The organism is Spirilliplanes yamanashiensis (assembly GCF_016863475.1).
GTDB classification, from domain to species: Bacteria; Actinomycetota; Actinomycetes; order Mycobacteriales; family Micromonosporaceae; genus Spirilliplanes; species Spirilliplanes yamanashiensis.
On record NZ_BOOY01000001.1, the window covers coordinates 13,237 to 33,136 of the forward strand.

Genomic DNA, 19,900 nt, shown 5'->3' on the forward strand with positions numbered 1-19,900 from the left:
ACAGCGCCGGCCGGGTCCCTACCCGGCCGGCGCTGCCGCCTTCTCGGGGGCGGGCGCGGCGGCCGTGGTGGCCGCCTCCAGCGTGACGACGAGCCGGGCGCCCCGCGGGACCGCCGCCTCGTAGCGCACCGCGCCGCCGTTGGCCTCGACCAGGTGGCGCACGATGAACAGGCCCATGCCGCTGCCCCGCGTGAACCGGTCGAACAGCGCGGGCACCCGCTCGGCCGGCACGCCGCGGCCCTCGTCGGCCACGACGATCACCACGTGGTCGCCCTCGCGCCGGCCCTCCACCCGCACCGGGGCGCCGCCGTGCGTGACGGCGTTCTTCAGCAGCGCGGTCAGCACGTGCCGCACCTGCTCGCGGTCGGCGAGCACGGCCAGCTGCGGGTCGACGTCCACCTCGGCGAGCCCCGGGCAGACCGCCTCGACGGTCGCCTCGGCCGCGTCGCGCACCCCGACGGGCGCCCGGCGGGCGGTGACCGAGCCGGTGTCGAGCCGGAACAGCAGGCTGAGCTCGGTCATCATGGCGACGAGTTTCTGGCCGTTGGTGTGGATCTTGCGCAGCAGCTGGAGCCGCTCGGCGTCGGTCATGTCGTCCCACGCCTCGACGACCAGCTCGGCGATGCTCGCCACCGAGCTGATCGGCTGGGAGACGTCGTGGGTCAGGATCGACGTCAGGTCGCTCTTGAAGGCGAGCGCCGCCTCCAGCTCGCGGTTCTTCGTCTCCACCGCGGCGGCGTGCGCGGCCAGTGCCCGCTCGGCGCGCTTGCGGCCACCGATGTCGACGTAGGTGGCGACGAAGCCCAGGGCGGTGTCGCCGGGGCCGGTCACCGGCGCCGTCGAGGCGAGCACCGGCACGCTCGTGCCGTCCGGCCGCCGGATCACCAGGTCGCCGTCGTCCGGCTCGGGCTCCCACGGGTACGGCGGCAGCTGCCCGATCGCCGCGTCGGCGGGCTGCCCGGTGAGCGCCTGCCAGTGCTGGTTGACCTCGACCACCCGGCGGTCGGCGTCCAGCACCATCACGGCGGCGTTCATCTGCTGCAGCAGGGTGTCGGCGAACTCGCGCCGCTCACGCAGCTCCGTCATCAGCCGGCGCTGCCGCCGGTCGGCCTCGTCCAGCGAGCGCACCAACTGCGCCAGGACGACGACCAGGGCCAGCGCGGCGACCACGGTGCCGGTGCTGATCGCGGCGGTGGGCCGCCGCATGCCGCCGGCGGCCGCGATGGCGCTGAACAGGGCGGCGACGAACGGCAGCGCGAGCAGGGTGGCGCCGATCCGCCGGGTGACGGCGGCGCCCGGGGTGCCGGTGCCGACCCCGGCCAGCGGGCGGCGCTCCGGCCGGGCCAGCAGGGTGCCGCCGGCGAGCGCCAGCAGCGCGGTCGCGGCGTACGGCGACATGACGGTGCCCGGGCCGCGGTCCGGGGTCACGCCGAGCGCGAACAGCGACGGGGCGAGGGCGACCACCGCGATGACGATGACGCCGACGAGCAGCGGCCCGGTGGGGTGCACCCCGAACCGCACCGAGCGGTCCACCAGCAGCAGGGCCAGGCCGACGAGCAGTACGGCGAGGCTGGCGGCGGGCGGCACGTCGTGGGCCAGGTCGCGCGGGGGCAGGCCGTTGAACGACTCGCCGCTGAGCAGCCCGTTGATCCGCTCGGTGACCGGCAGCCGGGTGGCCGCGTCGACCAGGCCGAGGACGCCGAGCGCGACGGTGAGGGCGGCGGGCGCGACGGTCGTCCAGCGCAGGCCGGGGGAGACCGCGGTGGCGGTGAGCAGCAGCGCGAGCCCGGCCGTGACCAGTCCGAGGATCGAGGTGGGGGACAGCCCCAGCGGCGGGATGCCGAGGTCGTGCCACAGCGACACGAGCGCCACGGCGCCGAACACGGCGACGGCGGCGCCCGCGACGGCGCCCAGCGCCCGCGACCATCGCGCCTCACGTTGCACTCGGCAGCGCCTCTCGTCCGGCGTCCGGGCACACTCCCGGATCGTCACAACCGAGACTATCAGCGCTATTTACGCAAAGTAGTTGCTTGGTGGCGCGATGAACGGACGGCGGAGGCCGGGCCACCCCGCAGGGCGACCCGGCCTCGTACCGGTGCACAGAGCTTCGAGCGGCGCGGTCAGTTCGCGCCGGACCAGGCGAAACCCTCCTCGACCGTGACGCGGCGCGCCACCTTCGCGATGCCGCCGGACAGCTTGTTGGCGTGGTGGCCGCACAGGGCCAGGTGCCCGCCGGAGATCAGCTCGAAGTTCAGCTTCGCGGCGGCGCCGCAGCCGTCGCAGCGCTCGGTCACCTCGGGCGCGGTCTCGACAGTCATGGGGGACGTCGCGGTGGGCGTCATCGGAAGTCTCCTCGTTCGGTGGTGCACCGGTCCTGACAGGGGTTCGTTCGGTCGCCCGGAAAGGTCCCTTAGTGGTTCCCGATGTCCCTCGAACCACACCTGAGCAGCGCAACTTCACCGCAACCGGGCGGGTCCCGGACCGGCTCCGCGCCCTCGGAATCGTGGCCGGAGTCGCCGTGAGAACCGTTCCCGCCGGGGGAGCGCAGGACACGGCGCAGGAGGAGAGGGCCCGCCCGTATGACCCGCTCGCGTCGCACCTTCGGCATCCTGATCGGCTCCCTCGTCGCGCTCGGCGCGGCCGTGGGCACGGCCGGCACCGCCCTGGCCGGCACCACCCAGGCCACGGGCCGGATCCTGCAGGAGGGCGCGGCCGGCGCCATCACCAACAGCTACATCGTGGTGCTGAAGACGACCGCCGGGACCCGCGTGGCCGGCGAGGCGAGCGGCCTGGCCCGGACGTACGGCGGCACCGTGCGGCGCAACTACACCTCCGCCGTCAAGGGCTTCACCATCACCACGACCCCCGCGGCCGCCCGGCGGCTCGCCGCCAACAGCGCCGTCGCCTACGTCGAGCAGGACCGCGTGGTCACGCTCGACGCCGTGCAGACGGCGCCCACCTGGGGCCTGGACCGCGTCGACCAGCAGGCCCTGCCGCTGTCGCGGAGCTACTCGTACGGCTCGGCGGCCGGCGTCACCGCCTACGTCCTCGACAGCGGGCTGCGCGTCTCGCACGCCGAGTTCGGCGGCCGGGCCCGGGCCGGCTGGGACTTCATCGACAACGACGCCGACGTGACCGACTGCAACGGCCACGGCACCCATGTGGGCGGCACCGTCGGCGGGGCGACCTACGGCGTCGCCAAGGACGTCAAGCTGGTCGGCGTCCGGGTGCTCGACTGCGCCGGCAGCGGCGCCTACTCGAAGATCATCGCCGGGGTCGACTGGGTCACCGCGAACGCCGTCAAACCGGCCGTGGCGAACATGAGCCTGGGCGGCTCGAACAGCACGGCGCTGGACGACGCCGTCAAGCGCTCCATCGCCTCCGGCGTCACCTACGCCGTCGCCGCGGGCAACGACAACGTCGATGCCTGCCAGCAGTCCCCTGCCCGGCTGCCCGGCGCCATCACCGTCGGCGCGACCGACAGCGCCGACGCCCGCGCCTCCTTCTCCAACTACGGCGCCTGCCTGGACATCTTCGCGCCCGGCGTGAAGATCACCGCCGCGAGCAAGGCGAGCGACACCGGCACGGCGATCATGAGCGGCACCTCGATGGCCGCCCCGCACGTCGCCGGCGCGGCCGCCCTGGTGCTGGGCGCGAACCCGTCCTGGACCCCGGTGCAGGTGCGCGACGACCTGGTGGGTTCCGCCGGCACCGGCCGGGTGACGAACCCGGGCGCGGGCAGCGTCAACAAGCTCCTCTACACCGGCGCGATCACGGCCGCCCCCCAGCCGGCGACCACCCCGACCACGCCGCCGACCACGATGCCGACGACGACGCCGACCACCACCCCGACCACGCCGCCCACGACCGCGCCGAGCACCCCGGCCGTCACCGCCTGCGGGCCGTTCACCGCCAAGAAGATGGTGATGATCGGCGACCGCAAGACGATCACCAGCGCCCAGACGGTCGCCGGCTGCACCGGCACCGCCTCCGCCGCCGCGAAGGTCTCCGTCGCCATCAGCCACAGCGCCCGCGGCAACCTGGCCATCTGGCTGGTCGGCCCCGGCGGCGTCACCTACAAGCTGAAGTCCGCCTCGTCGACCGACACCGCGGACAACGTCAAGGCCACCTACACGGTCGACGCGTCCGGCTCGCCGCGCAACGGCACCTGGACGCTGAAGATCACCGACCAGTACTCCGGCAACATCGGCTTCCTCACCAGCTGGAGCCTGACGCTCTGACCGCGTCCGCACCGCCGCCCGGGGGCGGGCCTGCCGGCATCCGGCGGGCCCGCCCCCGCCGCTTCCCGGGCGAAACGCGCCGCTCGTCGCCGAAGTCGGGTTAGCGTGCAGTCGTGAGCGAGGAAGCCGACCGCCCGACCGTGCTCGTCGTCGACGACGAGGAGGACCTGCGCGACATCATGCGCCGCATGCTGGAGCGCAAGGGCTTCCGCGCCCTGGTCGCCGGCGACTCCGAGGAGGCCGTCGCCGCCTGCCGCACCCACACCGGCGACATCGACGTGCTGCTGACCGACCTGGGCCTGCCCGGCGTCTCGGGCGGCGACCTCGCCCGCGAGGCGGCCACCCTGCGCCCCGGGATGCGCGTCGTCTACATCTCCGGCCTGCCCCGCGAGGTGGCCCTCGACAAGGGTCTCATCGCCGCCGACGCCCGCCTGGTGAAGAAGCCGTTCACCTCGGACGCCCTGGTCACGTCGCTGCGCGAAGCCCTCGCCGCACCCGCGACGGCACCCTGATCCCACCGGGATCCACAGCCGCTGAACGCTTGAATCCGGCGGGCCGAGAACTCTCGGCCCGCCGGTTCTGTGTTCCCGGCAACTGAACAACCCTGCTGCACCCGTCCCCTATCCGCCCCCGCTACTGCGCGAGCCGAACCTTCTTCACGTAGGCAACGGAAGCGCAGACACAGGGGGAAATGTTTTGTCGAAGCGAGGTCTGATCGGGGCGCTGCTGATGGGCTCCGTCGTCGCCGGTGGTATCGCCCTGGTGGGCACGGCGAACGCGGGTACGGTCACCGAGTCGAAGAGCATCTGGGCTTCGGACGACGCGTACACGTCCAGCGCGCGCAAGACGGCCAACTTCGGCCAGGACACCAAGCTGGTTGCGGGTCGCGACGGCACGGACGTCAAGACCACCTACGTGAAGTTCACGGTCGGCGCGCTCGCCTCGGGCACGACGATCGCCGGCGCGGAGCTGAAGCTGCCGTTCGCCAGCAAGCCCCCGGCGTCCACGCTGACGCTGATGAAGACCACCACCGCGTGGAGCGAGAAGACCGTCACCGCCGCCCGGGCGCCGATCAGCACGCTGACCGTCGGCTCGGCGAAGGTCTCGGCCACCAGCACGGTCGTCAAGTTCGACCTGTCGAAGCTCGTCACCAAGCCGGGCGTGTACTCCTTCGCCCTGAAGTCCTCCGCCGCGGTCTCGCGCCTCTACTCCCTGGAGTACGGCACCGTCACCTCCGGCGGCCCGGAGCTGGTCCTCACCACCAAGCGCACCGTCGCCGACGCGCCGACCACGGCCCCGACCACGCCGGCCACCACCGCGCCGACGACCGCGCCGACCACGGCGCCGACCACCGCGCCGACCACCTCGGCCCCGACCACCGAGCCCACCACGGCGCCGACCACCGCGCCGACCACCGCCCCCGAGAGCGGCGAGTGCGTCACCGGCGAGCTGCTCGTGCCGTCCTGCGGCGTGCTGTGGGGCGCCGCGGCCGGCGGCTTCACCGACACCCCGCGTGACATCGCCCTGAAGGAGTGGGAGCAGACCACCGGTCGCACCGCGACGATCTTCCACCAGTACCACAAGGGCGACGAGGTCTTCCCGACCAAGGCCGAGATCGCGATGACCCGCGACCCGAACAACCCGCGCGTGCTGCTCGAGAACTGGAAGGTCGCCTACGGCTCCACCTGGGCCAAGGTCGCCGCCGGCGAGAAGGACGCCCGGATCGACAAGTTCGCCGCGTACGTCAAGGCCAACTACAACGAGAAGTTCTTCCTGGCCCTGCACCACGAGCCCGAGAACGACGTCGTCGCGACCGCCGGCTCCGGCATGACCGCCAAGGACTTCGCCGCCATGTACCGCCACGTCATCAAGCGCCTGCGCGCCAACGGTGTCGACAACGTGGTCAACGTCCTCGCCTACATGGGCAACGAGAAGTGGATGGCGCAGTCCTGGTGGAAGGACCTGTACCCGGGCGACGACGTCGTGGACTGGATCGCGCTGGACTCGTACGTCAGCGTCGAGAAGGGCTACTACCACTACGGCGACTTCGGTGACCTGCTCGACCGTCAGCCGTCCGGCGGCGGCACCGGCTGGTACGACTGGGCCTCCACGCAGCACCCGACCAAGCCGATCATGGTCGCCGAGTGGGGCATGTACCACCGCACCAGCGTCACCGTGGACAAGGCCGCCGCGTTCAACACCGTGGTGCCCGAGCTGAAGAACCGCCCGAACATCAAGGCGGTCGTCTACTTCGACACCGAGCGCGACGACGAGGGTGACCGCAACATCAGCGTGAAGAGCACGGCCGGCAGCCTGGCCGCGTTCAAGAAGGTGGCGGCGGACCCGATGTTCCAGGTCAAGCTCAACCTCAAGTGACGTAGTTCCTTCCCCCCGAGATCAGGCCGTCCGGCGCCCCCCGCGCCGGGCGGCCTGATCATGTCCGGGCCGGGGCCACCGCCGCCCAGCCGACGGTGAGCTCGCCGAGCCGCCACCGGCGCGGGCCGTCCAGCACGGGCCGGCCCGCCGCGCGCAGGGCGCCGGCCGCGGCCACCCACCGCTGCCGCGGCCCGAACGGCGACGCCGCCGCGTCCCACGCCGCGCCCAGCGCCGCCAGCAGGTCGTGCACGTTCTCGCCCGGCACGTTGCGGTGGATGAGGGCCTTCGGCAGGCGTTCGGCGATCGTCGCCGGGTGGTCCAGGTCGGCCAGCCGCACCGACAGGGTCAGGGTGCGCGGGCCCGCCGCGTCCGCGGCGACCCAGGTGGCGACGCGGCCCAGCTCGTCGCAGGTGCCCTCGACCAGCGTGCCGCCCGGCGCCAGCGCCGCGGTCATCGTGCGCCAGGCCGCCGCCACCTCCGCCTCCGGGTACTGGCGCAGCACGTTCGCCGCCCGCACCACCACCGGGCGCAGCCCCGCCAGCTCGAAGCCGCCGCGGCGGAACACCAGGCCCGGCGGCCGCGCGAACGGCTCCGCGGCGGCCACCCGCGCCGGGTCGATCTCCAGGCCGGCCACCACCACGTCCGGGCGCACCGCGGCGGCCAGCCGCTGCCGCAGCTCGACGGCCGTCACCGGCGACGCCCCGAACCCCAGGTCGACGACCAGCGGCTCGGCCGCCGCGCGCAGCGCGTCACCGCAGGCGTACGCGATCCAGTGGTCCATCCGGCGCAGCCGGTTGGGGTTGGTGGTGCCCCGGGTGACGGTGCCGAGCGGCTTCATCACTGCACGCGGTGCACCTTGTGCTGGGCGGCCTGGGCGAGCGGGCGCACGACGAGCCGGTCCACGTTGACGTGGTGCGGCCGGGTGGCGACCCAGGCGACGCAGTCGGCGATGTCGTCGGCGACCAGCGGCTCGGCCACCCCCGCGTAGACGGCGTCCGCCTTCTCCGGGTCGCCCAGCCGGTTGAGCGCGAACTCGTCGGTGCGCACCATGCCGGGGTCGATCTCGATCACCCGCACCGGCTGCCCCGACAGCTCCAGCCGCAACGTGCCGACCAGCGCCGTCTCGGCGTGCTTGGCCGCGGTGTAGCCGCCGCCACCCTCGTAGACGGTGAAGCCGGCGGTGGAGCCGACCGTGACGATCGTCCCGGCGCCGCTCGCGACCAGCGCGGGCAGCAGCGCCTGGGTGACGCGCAGGGTGCCGAGCACGTTCACCTCGTACATCCACCGCCAGTCCTCGACCCGGCCGTCGGCGACGGGGTCGGCGCCGCGCGCCCCGCCCGCGTTGTTGACCAGCAGGGCGACCTCCGCCCCGGCGGCCCGGACCAGCTCGGCGACCGCCGCGTCGTCGGTGATGTCGCAGGCCACCGCCGTCGCCGAACCGCCGGCGCCGGTGATGCCGGCCACCAGCTCGGCGAGCCGGTCGGCCCGGCGCGCCACGGCCACGACGTGGAAGCCCTCCACGGCCAGCCGCCGCGCGGTGGCGGCCCCGATCCCGCTGGACGCCCCGGTGACAACCGCTGTGCTCATGCGTCGATCCTGCCTCGCCGCGGTGGCCAGGATCACCCGGGGTCGGCACGGCGACGGTTGAGTCCGGGGCCGCGGGGAAGATGAACCGTGGCGCAAAGGTTGTTGCTTGCGGCCTTTTTTGTGTGCGGAGGGAGTCCCGGGTGGCTGACGTACTGACGCCGCGACGCATCGCGACGCTGTCGGTGCACACCTCGCCGCTGGAACAGCCCGGGACGGGCGACGCCGGCGGCATGAACGTCTACATCGTCGAGGTGTCCCGGCGCCTCGCCGAGATGGGCGTCGAGGTGGAGATCTTCACCCGGGCCACGGCGAGCGGCCTGCCGCCCGTCGCCGAGATGGCGCCCGGCGTGCACGTGCGGCACGTCACGGCCGGCCCGTTCGAGGGCCTGTCGAAGGAGGAGCTGCCGTCGCAGCTGTGCGCCTTCACCAACGGGGTGCTGCGCGCCGAGGCGGCCCACCCGCCCGGTTTCTACGACCTCGTGCACAGCCACTACTGGATGTCCGGGCAGGTCGGCTGGCTGGCCCGGGAACGCTGGGGCGTCCCGCTGGTGCACACGGCCCACACCCTGGCCAAGGTGAAGAACCGGCAGCTCGCCGACGGCGACCGCCCCGAGCCGAAGGCCCGCGTCATCGGCGAGGAGCAGGTCATCGCCGAGGCCGACCGGCTGGTCGCCAACACCCGCTTCGAGGCCCAGGACCTGGTCACCGCGTACGACGCCGACCCGGCCCGGGTGTCCGTGGTGCTGCCCGGCGTCGACCTCGACCGGTTCCGGCCGCTGCCCGGCTCGTCCGCCGCGGCCCGCCGCCGCCTCGGGCTGCCCACCCGCGGCCTGATCGTCTCGTTCGTCGGCCGCATCCAGCCGCTCAAGGCCCCCGACGTGCTGATCCGCTCACTCGCCGCGCTGCACCGCCGCGACCCGGAGCTGGCCCGCCAGGTCACCGTCGTGGTGTGCGGCGGACCCAGCGGCAGCGGCCTCGACCGGCCCCGCGCCCTCATCGAGCTGGCCTCGTCGCTGGGGGTCGCGCACGCCGTCCGGTTCCTGCCCCCGCAGACCGGCGGCGACCTGACCGCGCTGTACCGGGCGTCCGACCTGGTCGCGGTGCCGTCGCACAACGAGTCGTTCGGCCTGGTCGCGCTGGAGGCGCAGGCGTGTGGGACGCCGGTCGTCGCCGCGGCCGTCGGCGGCCTGGTCACCGCCGTGCGCGACGAGGTCAGCGGCCGGCTCGTGCACTCGCACGACCCCGCCGACTGGGCGCGGGTCCTCGCCGCGCTGCTGGCCGCGCCGGGGCAGCGGGCCGAGCTGTCCCGCGGCGCCGTCGCCCACGCCCGCGACTTCTCGTGGACGCGCACGGCGAGCGGGCTGCTGGCGGTCTACCGTGAGGCCGTGGCGGAGCACCGGAGCAGGCTGACGGCGGAACTGGCGGACCTCGTCCGATGAGCGTGACCGAGCTGATCCAGGCGGTATGCGCCGACCGCGAGCTGCCCTGCGAGCCGACCGGGCCGGCGTCGTTCGCCGTCACCCTGCCCGGCACCCACAAGCTGAAGACCGTCTGCAACCTCATCGTCGGCGAGCACGCGCTGCGCATCGAGGCGTTCGTCATGCGGCAGCCGGACGAGCGGCACGAGGAGCTGTGGGCCTGGCTGCTGCGCCGCAACGCCCGCATGTACGGGGTGTCGTTCTCCATCGACGCCGCCGGCGACGTCTACCTGACCGGACGGGTCAGCCTGTCCGCACTGGACGCCGACGAGCTGGACCGCCTGCTCGGCTCCGTGCTCACCTACGCCGACGAGTCGTTCGACACGATGCTGGAGATCGGCTTCGGCACGGCCATCAGGCGGGAGTGGGACTGGCGGGTGAAGCGGGGCGAGTCGCTGGCGAACCTGCAGGCGTTCGCGCATCTGGCGGAGAAGAAGGACTGACGGCCAGGTAACCGTGCAGCGCCGCGGTGCCGGCCAGGCGCCGCCGGCTCGCCTCGTCCACCTGGGCGCCGCGCCGGGCCAGCTGCGCCAGCGCGTCGGCGGTGCTGCCGCGCTCGCGCAGCGTGCCGACGGCGTCGGCGATGATGCCGAAGTCGAACCCGCCCGCCCGCAGCACCGCCACCAGGTGCGCCACCCGCTGCTCCGCCGGGGCGAACACCCGGTACCCGGTCGCCGGGTCACGCTCCGGGCGCAGCAGCCCGCGCCGCTCCCACAGCCGCAGCACCGGCGTGCGCACCCCGACCGCCCGCGCCACCCGGCCGATCCGGGCGCCGCCGCGCGCGTCCGCCGCCGGTGCGTCCGCGACCTCGGCGAAGGCCCGGCTCGCCGCGGCGACGGCGGCGCGCTCGCTGGCCAGGTCGGCGTGGCCGTCGTCGACGCAGGCCAGCGCGGCCGCCACGTCGCCGGCGTGCACGGCGGTCATGATCTGCCGGGCCCGCGCCCAGCCGTGCCCGGCGGCCAGGGCGCGCAGGCAGGTCAGCGCGGCCGCGTGCCGCTCGGTGAGCACCCGGTAGTTGTTCGCGGCGCGGCCGGCCGGGGGCAGCAGCCCGTCCGCGAGGTAGTTGCGGACCTGCTGCTCCGTGATCCCCGCCCGGCGGGCCAGCTCGACCAGTCGCACGTTGCCACCCTATTTGAGGGTTGCGGGCCGGTGACCGCGGCGGTCGCCGGTCAAACGCTCTACAGGGAGTTCAATGAGAAAATTGACGGTATGGACGCCGCCGAACTGACCGCCTTCATCCGCGACCGTTTCCCCGGCACCCGGGTCCTGGAGGCCGACGGGGACAGCTACCTGCTCTACGACCCGGACGCCGACCTGCCCCCGGAGCGGCAGATGCCGTACGCCACCGTCGTCACCGGGGACCGCCACGACACCGCCTCGCAGCTCGACCGGCCGGGCTTCTTCCGGCTCAACGTCGGCCTCACCAAGGCCGGGTACGCCCAGCGCGTCGGCGCCGTCGACGGCCCGGTCGACCACACGGTCACCGACGTCGTGCTGCCGCACCCGGTCTACGCCGGCCAGCACTGGGTCTGCGTGGTCAACCCCAGCCACCCGTACGAGGAGCTGCTGGCCGAGGCGCACGCCTTCGCGGCCCGCAAGCACGCCAACCAGCGCGCCCGCCGCGCCTGAACTGTCCGATATGGCAGGATCGGCGGCGTGCTGCGACGAAGCCTGCTGGCCGCCCCGCTCCTCGGCCTCGCCGCGCCGCGCGCCGCCGACTGGTCCGCCCTGGACGCCACCCTCGCCGGCACGGTCGAACACCCCGGCACCGCCGGCTACCACTACGCCCGCGCCCTGAACGACCCGCGCTTCGACGCCGTGCGGCCCCCGGCCGTCGTGCGCTGCGGGGCCCCGGCCGACGCGTACCACGCCGTCGCGTTCGCCCGCCGGCACGGCCTGCGGGTGGTGGCGCGCAGCGGTGGGCACTCGTACGTCGGCGCGTCCACCAGCGCGTCCGCGCTCGTCGTCGACACCCGCCGGCTCGACGCCGTCAGCTACGACCCGGCCAGCGGCACCGCCGTCATCGGCGGCGGCGCCCGCCTGCTCGACGTCTACGAGAAGCTCGGCGTGGCCGGGCGCAGCATCCCGTCCGGCTCCTGCGGCACCGTCGGCATCGGCGGCATCACGCTCGGCGGCGGCATCGGGCTCGCGTCCAGCGCGTACGGGCTCACCAGCGACGTCGTCGTCGCCGCCAACATCGTCACCGGCGACGGCCGGTACCGCACCGTCGACGCCCGCCGCGAGCCGGAGCTGTTCTGGTCGCTGCGCGGCGGCGGGGGCGGCCGGGCCGGCATCGTCACCGCCTGGCGGCTGCGCACCTTCGGCGTGCCCGCCACGGTCGGGCGCTTCGTGCTCACCTACGACTGGCGCGACGCCGCCGCCGTGGCCGCCGGCTGGCTGCGGGTCCTCGCCCGCACCCCCGAACGCACCTGGTCGACGTGCCAGTTCAGCAGCGACGCCCGCGGCCGGCTCGGCGTGCGCGTCTCCGGCTTCACGCTCGGCGCCGACGCGGACCTCGCCGCGCTGACCGCCGCCATCGGCCGCGACCCGCGCACCGCCACGGTGACCCGCAAGGCGTACCTGCCCGTGGTGCGCGAGCGGGCCGGCGCCGAGAGCGGCCGCGACGTCGAGCTCGTCGGCAGCGACGTGTTCGCCGCGCCCCTGCCCGCCGCGGCCGTCGCCCGCGTCCTCGCCGTCGTGCAGCGCCGCGCCGCCGCCCGCCGCCCCGGCGTCGCCAAGCTCAAGCCGCTGACCGGGGCCGTGTCGCGCATCGCGCCGGGCGCCACCGCGTTCCCGTGGCGGCGCTGCCACACCCTGATGCAGTGGCTGGTCCAGCCCGGCAGCGGCGACGCCGCGACGGTCCGCGACGGGTACGCCTTCGTCGACGCCGGCCACGCCGCCGTCGCGCCCTGGTCGTCCGGCCGCTACGTGAACTATGTGGAGCCCGGGACCGCCGCGCTGCCCCTCTACCACGGGCAGCACCTGGCGGCGCTGCGCCGCATCCGGGCCGCCGCCGACCCCGCCGGGACGTTCCGCACCCCGTACGCCGTCTGAGCGAACACGTTCGACCGGGGTCTCCTCCGGGTAGGTGACTGTCGATGAGTCACCTAGCGGAAGGACGAGTGATCATGGCAGCGACGACGAAGTCGCGGTCGTCGAAGAACCCGACGGCCGGCAACGACACGCCGAACACCCCGGGGGTGCGCGAGAGCGACATCGCTGCGATGAAGGTCGACGCGCTGCGCAAGCGGCTGCGCGACCGCGGCGTGAAGGGCACCGCCGAGCTGAAGAAGCCCGAGCTGGTGAAGAAGCTCGTCAAGGAGCTGACGTCGGGCGGCGGCGGCGCGAAGAAGTCGACGAGCACGAAGGCCTCGACCACCAAGTCGCCCACCAAGTCGGCCACCAAGTCGGCCACCAAGTCGGCCACCAAGTCCTCGGCCAAGGCATCGGGCAGCAAGGCGTCCGGCAGCAAGGCGTCCGGCAGCAAGGCGCGGGTGCAGGCGACCGTCCCGGTGGAGGCCGGCGCGCCCGGCACGAAGGCGTCCCGCGCGAAGGAGACCGGCGGCAAGGCCCCGGCGAAGGGCCGCGGCAAGGTCGCCGTCAAGGGCTCCTCCGGCGGTGGCCGGAAGTCCACCCTGCGCACCGGCCCGGAGACGTCCGACTCGCTCAAGTACTCGCAGGAGATCCGCTCGACGGACGACCGGCCCGAGCGCGACGGCCGCAGCCTGGTCACCACCGACCACGAGGTCATCCGCCGGTGGGCGCAGGCCCGCAAGGCGGTGCCGGCCACGGTCGAGGGCACCGGCCCCGGCGACACCCTCGGCGTGCTGCGGTTCGACTTCCCCGGCTACGGCGGCGAGACGCTGCGCCACGTCGACTGGGTGGAGTGGCTGGAGACGTTCGACAAGCGGCGGCTCAACTTCATCTACCAGCAGAAGCTGTCCAACGGCCGGCGCAGCAACTTCTTCCAGCTGGAGAGCCCGGACCGCGAGGACGGCTGACTGTGACGATGGAGACTCGATTTCGGGTTGTGGCCGCTGAGCTGCCACAACTACCGTGATCATCGATGTCCCGACCGGGGGTCCGTTCTGGGGAGTACGGGCCCGGTCCGGCCGGGGCACGGATGGGGACGGGTGGCATTCGAGGCCGTTGGGGGACGGCGCCACTCGACACCGGCGGTAAGTGCGGGCGGCGCTCATGGGGATGGGCGCCGCCCGCCCCGCGTCCGGGCCCGCTCAGGTCAGGTCGGTGAGGCAGGCGAACTGCCGGGCGACCGGCCGGTAGCCGAGCCGCTCGTTGATGGCCAGCATGGGCGCGTTCGACCCGTCGTTGGCCGTGTACGCGGTGACCACGCCCCGCGCGGCGGCCCGGTGCAGGGCGGTCGTCTTCGCCAGCAGGGCCAGGCCGCGGCCCCGGTGCGCGGGCAGGGTGGCCGTCATGTCCGACCACATGCGGTCGCCGTCGACGGTGACCAGCGAGAACGCGGCCACCGAGGCGCCGGCCAGCGCGGCGGTGCTCGCGCCGGTGTCCAGGCCCGGGTCATCCCACACGTCGTGCCGCCAGGTGTCGAAGGTGAGCGCGTCCGGGGGCGCGTCGTCGGGTTCGTCGGCGGCTCCGGCGGCCTCGGCCGCGTACATGAGCCTCGGGCCGACCTCGGCGGCGGTGACCAGCCGGATGCCGGGCGGGACCGGCGGCGGGCCGGGGGCGGCGCGCAGGTCCAGCGCCGCGTAGCGGATCTCGCGGCCGGGGGTGAAGCCGCGGGCCCGGGCGAAGTCGAGGCCCTCGGGCGGCGCGACGGCCCGCACCCGGCGGGCGCCGACGGCGCGCAGGTGCGCGCGGGCCGCCTCGTACAGGGCGGCGCCCGCGCCGCGGCCCCGGTGGCCGGGGTGGACGTGCAGCAGGGACAGGTCGCCGGCGCCCGCGTCGGCGGTGCGCACGTTGCGCTTCGCGGCGACCCAGCCGACGACGCGGCCGGCGTCCTCGGCGACGAACGCGGCCTGCCGCTCGGCGGGCAGCGGGTGCTCGATCAGCCGCCGGGTCGCGGCGACCCCGCGGACCAGGTACGGGTACACGAGCCGGCGCAGCTCCACCACGGCGGGCGCGTCGTCGGCGGTGGCGGCACGGATCCTCACCGCACCATCGTGCCGGTGCGCTCGGCGGTGGCGGCGACGCGCCGCGCGCGGGCGGGGCCCGCCCACAGTTGCCCGGCCGCCGCGGCTGCCCCGGCGAGGCCGACCAGCAGCCAGTGCGCGCCGCCGAGGTGCTGGAGGCTGACGCCGCCCAGCGCCGGGGCGACGAACCCGGCCGCGGGCCACACCAGGTAGAAGACGGCCTGGTAGCGGCCGCGCAGCAGGGCCGGCGCCAGCTCGGAGTTGATCTCGGCGTTGGGCGGGGCGGCGATCATCGCGCCGAGGGTCCACACGACGGCGCAGAGCAGGTACGCCCACAGCGCGTCCGCCCCGGCGAGCGCCGCGTAGCCGAGCGCGAACACGGCCATCGACAGCGCCAGCACGCGGGCCTTGTCCCGGCCGTCGATGAGCCGCGGGACGAACAGCTGGCCCGCGACGATGAGCGCGCCGGTGACCGCGACGACGAGCCCGTAGGCCGACGCGCCGAGCCCGTCGGCGGCCATCGCCAGCGGCAGGATCGTGCTGTTCTGCATGTTCAGCAGGGCCTGGACGAACGTGAGCAGGACGAATACCAGGAACACCCCGTCGCGCAGCGGGGTGAGCATGCTGCCGGCCGCGCGGGCGTCGGCGTGCGCGGGCCGGGTCTCGGGCACCTTCCAGGCGATGATCGCCGTGGTGAGGGCGGTGGCGGCGGCGTCGACCAGGAACAGCGCCAGGAAGCTCTGCTCGGCCAGCAGGCCCGCCAGCAGGGAGGCGCCCGCCATGCCCAGGTTGAACGCCCAGAACTGCAGATTGAACGCCCGCGAGCGGCGGTCCGCCGGGGTCACGTCGATGATGGCGGCGACGAACGCCGGGCCGGGCATCGAGTGGGCCAGGCCCAGCAGCGCCACCAGCGCGGCGATCACCCCGAGGTGGGTGCTGACCGCGAGCGCGACGAGCACGGCGGCGGCGGCCGCGTGCGCGGCGAGCAGGGTGCGCCGGCGGCCCCACCGGTCGGTGAGGACGCCGCCGAGCAGGGTGCCGGCGACGCCGCCGACGCCGTACATGCCGACGACCAGGCCCGCGCGGGCCGGCGACGCGTCGCGCGCCTCGGTCAGGTAGAGCGACAGGAACAGCACGGCGAACGCGCCCAGCCGGTTGATGAGCAGCCCGGCCCACAGGTACCAGTAGGTGGCGGGCAGCCCGCCCGCGGCGTCGCGCAGCCAGCGGCCGGTCACGTGCGCTCCACGGCGGGCGCCGGGTCGACGGCCTGCTCGGCGGGCTCCGGCGGCGGCAGGGGCGCGGGCTCCGGGCGTACCGCCGGGGTGGCCGCCCGCTCGGCGGCGCGCAACGCGGCCGCGCGGCGCTCGCGCGACGGGCCCGACCCGAGCTGCCCGGCCGCGACCAGCACGCCGACCGCGCCCACCCCCAGCCACAGCACGGTGTCGCCGAGGTGCTCCTGGGTGGCGCCGCCGAGCACGGGCGCGAGCGCGGCGGCGGCCGACCAGGTCAGCGACAGCGTGCCCTGGTAGCGGCCGCGCAGGGCGCTGGGCGACAGCTCGGCGATGAGCGCGGAGTTCGACGGCGACTGGAGCATCTCGCCGACGGTCCAGATCAGCACGGAGACGGCGAACACCCAGACGACGTCGGCGGCGGCGGTCAGCGCGAAGCCGGCCGCCATGATCACCGACGCGAGGGCGAGGACCCGGGACCGGTCGCGGCCCTCGATGAGGCGCGGCACGAACAGCTGGCCGCTGACGATGAGCACCCCGTTGAGCGCGATGACCAGCCCGAACGTGGCCGGGGACAGCCCGTCGGCGCTCATCGCGATCGGCAGCGTGGACAGGTGCTGCATGATCATCAGCGCGCCGAGGAGGTTGAGCGCCAGGAAGATCAGGTACACCCGGTCGCGCAGCACGGCGCCCAGGCCTGGGCCGCGCCCGGTGCGGGGCGCCGCGGCCGGGCGGGTCTCCGGCACCCGCAGGAACACGATGACCGCCGTGACCAGGGTGGTGCCCGCGTCGATGGCGAACAGCAGCAGGTAGTCGACCTCGGCGACCAGCCCGGCCAGCACCGCGGAGAACGCGAAGCCCAGGTTGATCGCCCAGTAGTTGAGGGAGAACGCGCGCACCCGGTCGCGCTCGGGCACGACGTCGACCATCATCGCGCCGAACGCCGGCCGGGCGCCCTCGGCGAACATGCCGAGCAGCAGCGCCCCCGCCGCCAGCGCCCAGAAGTCGCGGGCCAGGCCGACGGCCAGCATCATCGTGACCGTGCCCAGGTGGGCGGTGAGCAGCGTGGGCCGCCGCCCCCACCGGTCGGCGAGCACCCCGCCGGCCAGGGTGCCGACCGCGCCGCCGACGCCCCACAGGCCGATGACCAGGCCTGCGCGGCTCTGCGAGAACCCGCGCTCCTGGGTCAGGTAGATGGCGAGGAACACCAGCACGAACGCGCCGAGCCGGTTGACCAGCGTGCCCGTCCACAGGTACCAGAACGTGGCCGGCAGCCCGCCGGTGGTCCGCCGCAACCAGCCGCGCACGTCCGACCCCCCAGGTAATGAGCTGTCCACCGACCCCGGCTTACACGCTAGTGACCGGCGTCCCCGGCTTCCACGTGGTTATCGCCACCCGGCGCGTCCCGCAGTGCGGGCTGCGGCAGGATGAACGCATGACTGTGGGGACCTTGGTGCTGCTCCGGCACGGCGAGAGCGAGTGGAACGCGAAGAACCTCTTCACCGGCTGGGTCGACGTCGACCTGACGGAGAAGGGCGTGGCCGAGGCCCGCCGCGGCGGGGAGCTCATGAAGGAGCACGGCCTGCTGCCCGACGTGGTGCACACCAGCGTGCTGCGCCGCGCCATCCGCACCAGCGAGCTGGCGCTGCACGCGGCGGACCGGCACTGGATCGCGGTGCGGCGGCACTGGCGGCTCAACGAGCGCCACTACGGCGCGCTGCAGGGCAAGAACAAGAAGCAGACCCTGGAGGAGTACGGCGAGGAGCAGTTCATGCTCTGGCGCCGCTCGTACGACACCCCGCCGCCGGCGATCGACCCGAAGGACGAGTGGTCCCAGGTCGGCGACCCGCGCTACGCGGACCTGCCGCCCGAGCTGGCCCCGCTCACCGAGTGCCTGAAGGACGTGCTGGAGCGGGCCCTGCCGTACTGGTACGACCAGATCGTGCCCGACCTGCTCGTGGGCCGGACCGTGCTGGTCGCGGCGCACGGCAACTCGCTGCGCGCCATCGTGAAGCACCTCGACCAGATCTCGGACGAGGCCATCGCGAAGCTGAACATCCCGACGGGCATCCCGCTGCGCTACGACCTGGACGCCGAGCTGCGCCCGGTCACCGCGGGCGGCCTGTACCTCGACCCGGACGCGGCCCGCGACGCCGCCGCCGCGGTCGCCAACCAGGGCCGCTGACGCACCGGCGCCGGGCGGGGGCCGCGCGCCCCCGCCCGGCGCCGCGTCAGCCGCCGACCCGGACGGTCACCTCGCCCGCCACCGTCATCCGGCCGTCGGGCCACACGGCCCGCCACCCGAGCCGGTGGTCGCCGGGGTTCGCGTCCGGCGGCACGGCCAGCCGCATCGTGTACGTCCGGGCCAGCCACCGGCAGCCGAGCTGCCGCCATGCGCCGGCGCCGTCGAACTGCGCGAGGTAGACGGGGCACTCGTCGAGGCCCCGGTCGAAGGTGACCGTGTACTCGGCCGTCCCGCCGGCGCGGACCTGCGGGGGCGCGGCCACGGTCACCCGGGCCGGCCCGCCGACCACCGGCGGCACGACGTGCCAGTCACTGACGGACGCCGGGCACCCCTCGGACACCGGCAGGCCGTCCATCGGCAGCTCGGCGCCGCCGATCACCAGCCGGGGCGCGGTCAGCGCCGGCCCGGTCGCCGGGCAGTCCCGGGCCTCCACCACCACGCGGGCCGCCTCGCCCGGCTCCACCGTTGCCGGGTACTGCTCCAGCTCGCTGCGGCCCCGCACCGCCGGGACGGTGCGCACCGCGGCGCCCGCCCCGGCCACCAGGGCCGGGCGGCCGGCCAGCGTGCAGCGCCGCGGGCCGGTGTTCACGGTGTGCCAGGCGCCGCCGCCGTCGGTGCGCAGCGGGCCGAGCCGGGCGGGGTCGCAGGGCGGCGCGGGCGGCAGGGGCGCCCGCCGGAGCAGCGGCGGGACGCTGGCCGCCGGGTCGTCCGCCCACGGCACCGGGCCGGCGACGGGCATGCCGAAGCCGTCCGGGCGGGCGGCCGAGGCGGCGGCGAGCGCGGCCGCCACCAGGGCCGCGGCCGCGACGACGGCGCCGCGCCGGCGCCGGCTCAGGGGCGGCCGGGTGTCGTCGCCGTCCGGATGATCCACGCGCCCAGCATGGCGCAGCGGCTCAGGACGCCGGCGGTCAGCCGACGGGCTCGCCGGTGATCAGGTAGATGACCTGCTGGCCCGAGTTGACGGCGTGGTCGGCGTAGCGCTCGTAGAAGCGGCCCAGCAGGGCGCCGTCGATCGCGGTCTCGGCGCCGTACGGCCAGTCGTCGCTGAGCAGCACCTTGAACAGGGCGCGCTCGAGGTCGTCCATGATGTCGTCCTCGGTCTCCAGCTCCTTGGCGCCCTCGACCGAGGGTTCCGCCAGCACGCCGGTGATCTTCTCGGCCATCCGGTCGGCGACCTCGGACATCTGCTTGAAGACGGGGCGCAACTCGGCCGGGACGGCGGGGGAGGGGTGCCGGCGCAGGGAGGTCTTCGCCACGTGCTCGGCGAGGTCGCCCATCCGCTCCAGGTCGGCGGAGATGTGCAGCGCCGCCACGACGGCGCGCAGGTCGCTGGCCACGGGGGCCTGGCGGGCGATGATGTCGCACACCTTCTGCTCGACCTGCCGGTACAGGTGGTTGATCTCGACGTCGCGTTCCACGACCAGCTCGGCGGCGTCGCGGTCGGCCTTCAGCAGCGCGGACGTCGCCTTGCGCATCGCGGCGCGGACGCCCTCGGCCATGGTCACCAGCAGACGGCTGAGCTCGGTGAGCTCGGCCTGGAACTCTTCACGCATGGTCCTCACCGTAGGTCGGGGCGGCGGCGGGCGCGTGAACGGCGATGAACGAGGCCGGGCCGGATGGTGAACAGTGCGGA

At 74.7% G+C, this 19,900-nt stretch carries 19 protein-coding genes and 1 pseudogene; 9 read left to right on the forward strand and 11 right to left on the reverse strand.

Translation table 11 applies throughout. The features are described 5' to 3' along the window. Positions 1-18 precede the first annotated feature (18 nt). Complete coding sequence (locus Sya03_RS00070; RefSeq protein ID WP_203936012.1) at positions 19-1,944, reverse strand: PAS domain-containing sensor histidine kinase; 1,926 nt, start codon at positions 1,942-1,944, stop codon at positions 19-21. Between the two features lie 176 nt (positions 1,945-2,120). Next, entirely contained in the window at positions 2,121-2,342 is a 222-nt protein-coding gene (locus tag Sya03_RS00075) for a DUF7455 domain-containing protein (protein WP_203936013.1), read from the reverse strand. Positions 2,343-2,579: 237 nt separating this feature from the next. Here Sya03_RS00075 and Sya03_RS00080 point away from each other — a divergent pair, with 237 nt between their 5' ends. The 3 genes and pseudogenes from Sya03_RS00080 to Sya03_RS31970 form a co-directional block, all read left to right on the forward strand. Next, complete coding sequence (locus Sya03_RS00080; protein WP_203936014.1) at positions 2,580-4,241, forward strand: S8 family serine peptidase; 1,662 nt, start codon at positions 2,580-2,582, stop codon at positions 4,239-4,241. 113 nt (positions 4,242-4,354) lie between these two features. Continuing rightward, positions 4,355-4,753, forward strand: a complete 399-nt coding sequence (locus Sya03_RS00085) for a response regulator (protein WP_203936015.1) — start codon at positions 4,355-4,357, stop codon at positions 4,751-4,753. A gap of 217 nt (positions 4,754-4,970) precedes the next feature. Beyond that, positions 4,971-5,489, forward strand: a pseudogene (locus tag Sya03_RS31970) (CBM96 family carbohydrate-binding protein); the annotation flags it as partial. Here Sya03_RS31970 and Sya03_RS31975 read toward each other — a convergent pair. From Sya03_RS31975 to Sya03_RS00100, 3 genes are all read right to left on the reverse strand, one after another. Further along, positions 5,447-5,761 (reverse strand): YMGG-like glycine zipper-containing protein, encoded by a 315-nt coding sequence (locus Sya03_RS31975; RefSeq protein WP_503167688.1) that lies wholly within the window; start codon positions 5,759-5,761, stop codon positions 5,447-5,449. The pseudogene Sya03_RS31970 and the gene Sya03_RS31975 sit on opposite strands and share 43 nt — an antisense overlap. Positions 5,762-6,675: 914 nt before the next feature. Next, positions 6,676-7,455 carry a class I SAM-dependent methyltransferase gene (locus Sya03_RS00095; protein WP_203936232.1) on the reverse strand — a complete coding sequence of 260 codons (780 nt, stop codon included), beginning with the start codon at positions 7,453-7,455 and terminating at the stop codon, positions 6,676-6,678. Next, positions 7,455-8,204, reverse strand: a complete 750-nt coding sequence (locus Sya03_RS00100) for an SDR family oxidoreductase (RefSeq protein ID WP_203936016.1) — start codon at positions 8,202-8,204, stop codon at positions 7,455-7,457. The genes Sya03_RS00095 and Sya03_RS00100 overlap by 1 nt, the downstream gene beginning before the upstream one ends. Positions 8,205-8,344: 140 nt before the next feature. Here Sya03_RS00100 and mshA point away from each other — a divergent pair, with 140 nt between their 5' ends. Next, a complete protein-coding gene (mshA, locus tag Sya03_RS00105) occupies positions 8,345-9,643 on the forward strand; it encodes a D-inositol-3-phosphate glycosyltransferase (protein WP_239107014.1) in 1,299 nt (432 codons plus the stop codon). Then, positions 9,640-10,125 (forward strand): type III secretion system chaperone family protein, encoded by a 486-nt coding sequence (locus Sya03_RS00110; RefSeq protein ID WP_203936018.1) that lies wholly within the window; start codon positions 9,640-9,642, stop codon positions 10,123-10,125. The genes mshA and Sya03_RS00110 overlap by 4 nt, the downstream gene beginning before the upstream one ends. On the opposite strand, the gene Sya03_RS00115 is transcribed toward Sya03_RS00110, so the two are convergent. Further along, complete coding sequence (locus Sya03_RS00115) at positions 10,037-10,801, reverse strand: MerR family transcriptional regulator (RefSeq protein WP_203936019.1); 765 nt, start codon at positions 10,799-10,801, stop codon at positions 10,037-10,039. The genes Sya03_RS00110 and Sya03_RS00115 overlap by 89 nt on opposite strands. 90 nt (positions 10,802-10,891) lie before the next feature. Between Sya03_RS00115 and Sya03_RS00120 the strand changes: the two genes are divergently transcribed. The 3 genes from Sya03_RS00120 to Sya03_RS00130 all read left to right on the forward strand — a co-directional run bounded on the left by Sya03_RS00120 (position 10,892) and on the right by Sya03_RS00130 (position 13,683). Next, positions 10,892-11,311, forward strand: coding sequence for a DUF6194 family protein (locus Sya03_RS00120; RefSeq protein ID WP_203936020.1), 420 nt, complete (start codon positions 10,892-10,894; stop codon positions 11,309-11,311). Between the two features lie 27 nt (positions 11,312-11,338). Beyond that, on the forward strand, positions 11,339-12,736 hold the full coding sequence (locus Sya03_RS00125; protein ID WP_203936021.1) for an FAD-binding oxidoreductase: 1,398 nt from the start codon (positions 11,339-11,341) through the stop codon (positions 12,734-12,736). Positions 12,737-12,810: 74 nt separating this feature from the next. Further along, positions 12,811-13,683 carry a hypothetical protein gene (locus Sya03_RS00130; protein WP_239107015.1) on the forward strand — a complete coding sequence of 291 codons (873 nt, stop codon included), beginning with the start codon at positions 12,811-12,813 and terminating at the stop codon, positions 13,681-13,683. 234 nt (positions 13,684-13,917) lie between these two features. Here Sya03_RS00130 and Sya03_RS00135 read toward each other — a convergent pair whose 3' ends face one another. Genes Sya03_RS00135 through Sya03_RS00145 form a run of 3 tightly spaced genes read right to left on the reverse strand, consistent with a single transcriptional unit; the run spans position 13,918 to position 17,329 of the window. Continuing rightward, positions 13,918-14,814 carry a GNAT family N-acetyltransferase gene (locus Sya03_RS00135; RefSeq protein ID WP_203936022.1) on the reverse strand — a complete coding sequence of 299 codons (897 nt, stop codon included), beginning with the start codon at positions 14,812-14,814 and terminating at the stop codon, positions 13,918-13,920. Continuing rightward, complete coding sequence (locus Sya03_RS00140) at positions 14,811-16,028, reverse strand: MFS transporter (protein WP_203936023.1); 1,218 nt, start codon at positions 16,026-16,028, stop codon at positions 14,811-14,813. Before Sya03_RS00140 ends, Sya03_RS00135 begins: the two co-directional genes overlap by 4 nt. After that, positions 16,025-17,329, reverse strand: coding sequence for an MDR family MFS transporter (locus Sya03_RS00145; protein ID WP_203936024.1), 1,305 nt, complete (start codon positions 17,327-17,329; stop codon positions 16,025-16,027). The genes Sya03_RS00140 and Sya03_RS00145 overlap by 4 nt, the downstream gene beginning before the upstream one ends. A 128-nt stretch (positions 17,330-17,457) precedes the next feature. On the opposite strand from Sya03_RS00145, the gene Sya03_RS00150 reads away from it, so the two are divergent. Next, positions 17,458-18,207, forward strand: coding sequence for a phosphoglyceromutase (locus tag Sya03_RS00150; RefSeq protein ID WP_203936025.1), 750 nt, complete (start codon positions 17,458-17,460; stop codon positions 18,205-18,207). Positions 18,208-18,253: 46 nt separating this feature from the next. Here Sya03_RS00150 and Sya03_RS00155 read toward each other — a convergent pair whose 3' ends face one another. Beyond that, a complete protein-coding gene (locus tag Sya03_RS00155) occupies positions 18,254-19,138 on the reverse strand; it encodes a DUF4232 domain-containing protein (RefSeq protein WP_203936026.1) in 885 nt (294 codons plus the stop codon). 37 nt (positions 19,139-19,175) lie between these two features. Next, entirely contained in the window at positions 19,176-19,820 is a 645-nt protein-coding gene (gene phoU / locus Sya03_RS00160) for a phosphate signaling complex protein PhoU (protein ID WP_203936027.1), read from the reverse strand. Positions 19,821-19,900: the final 80 nt, after the last annotated feature.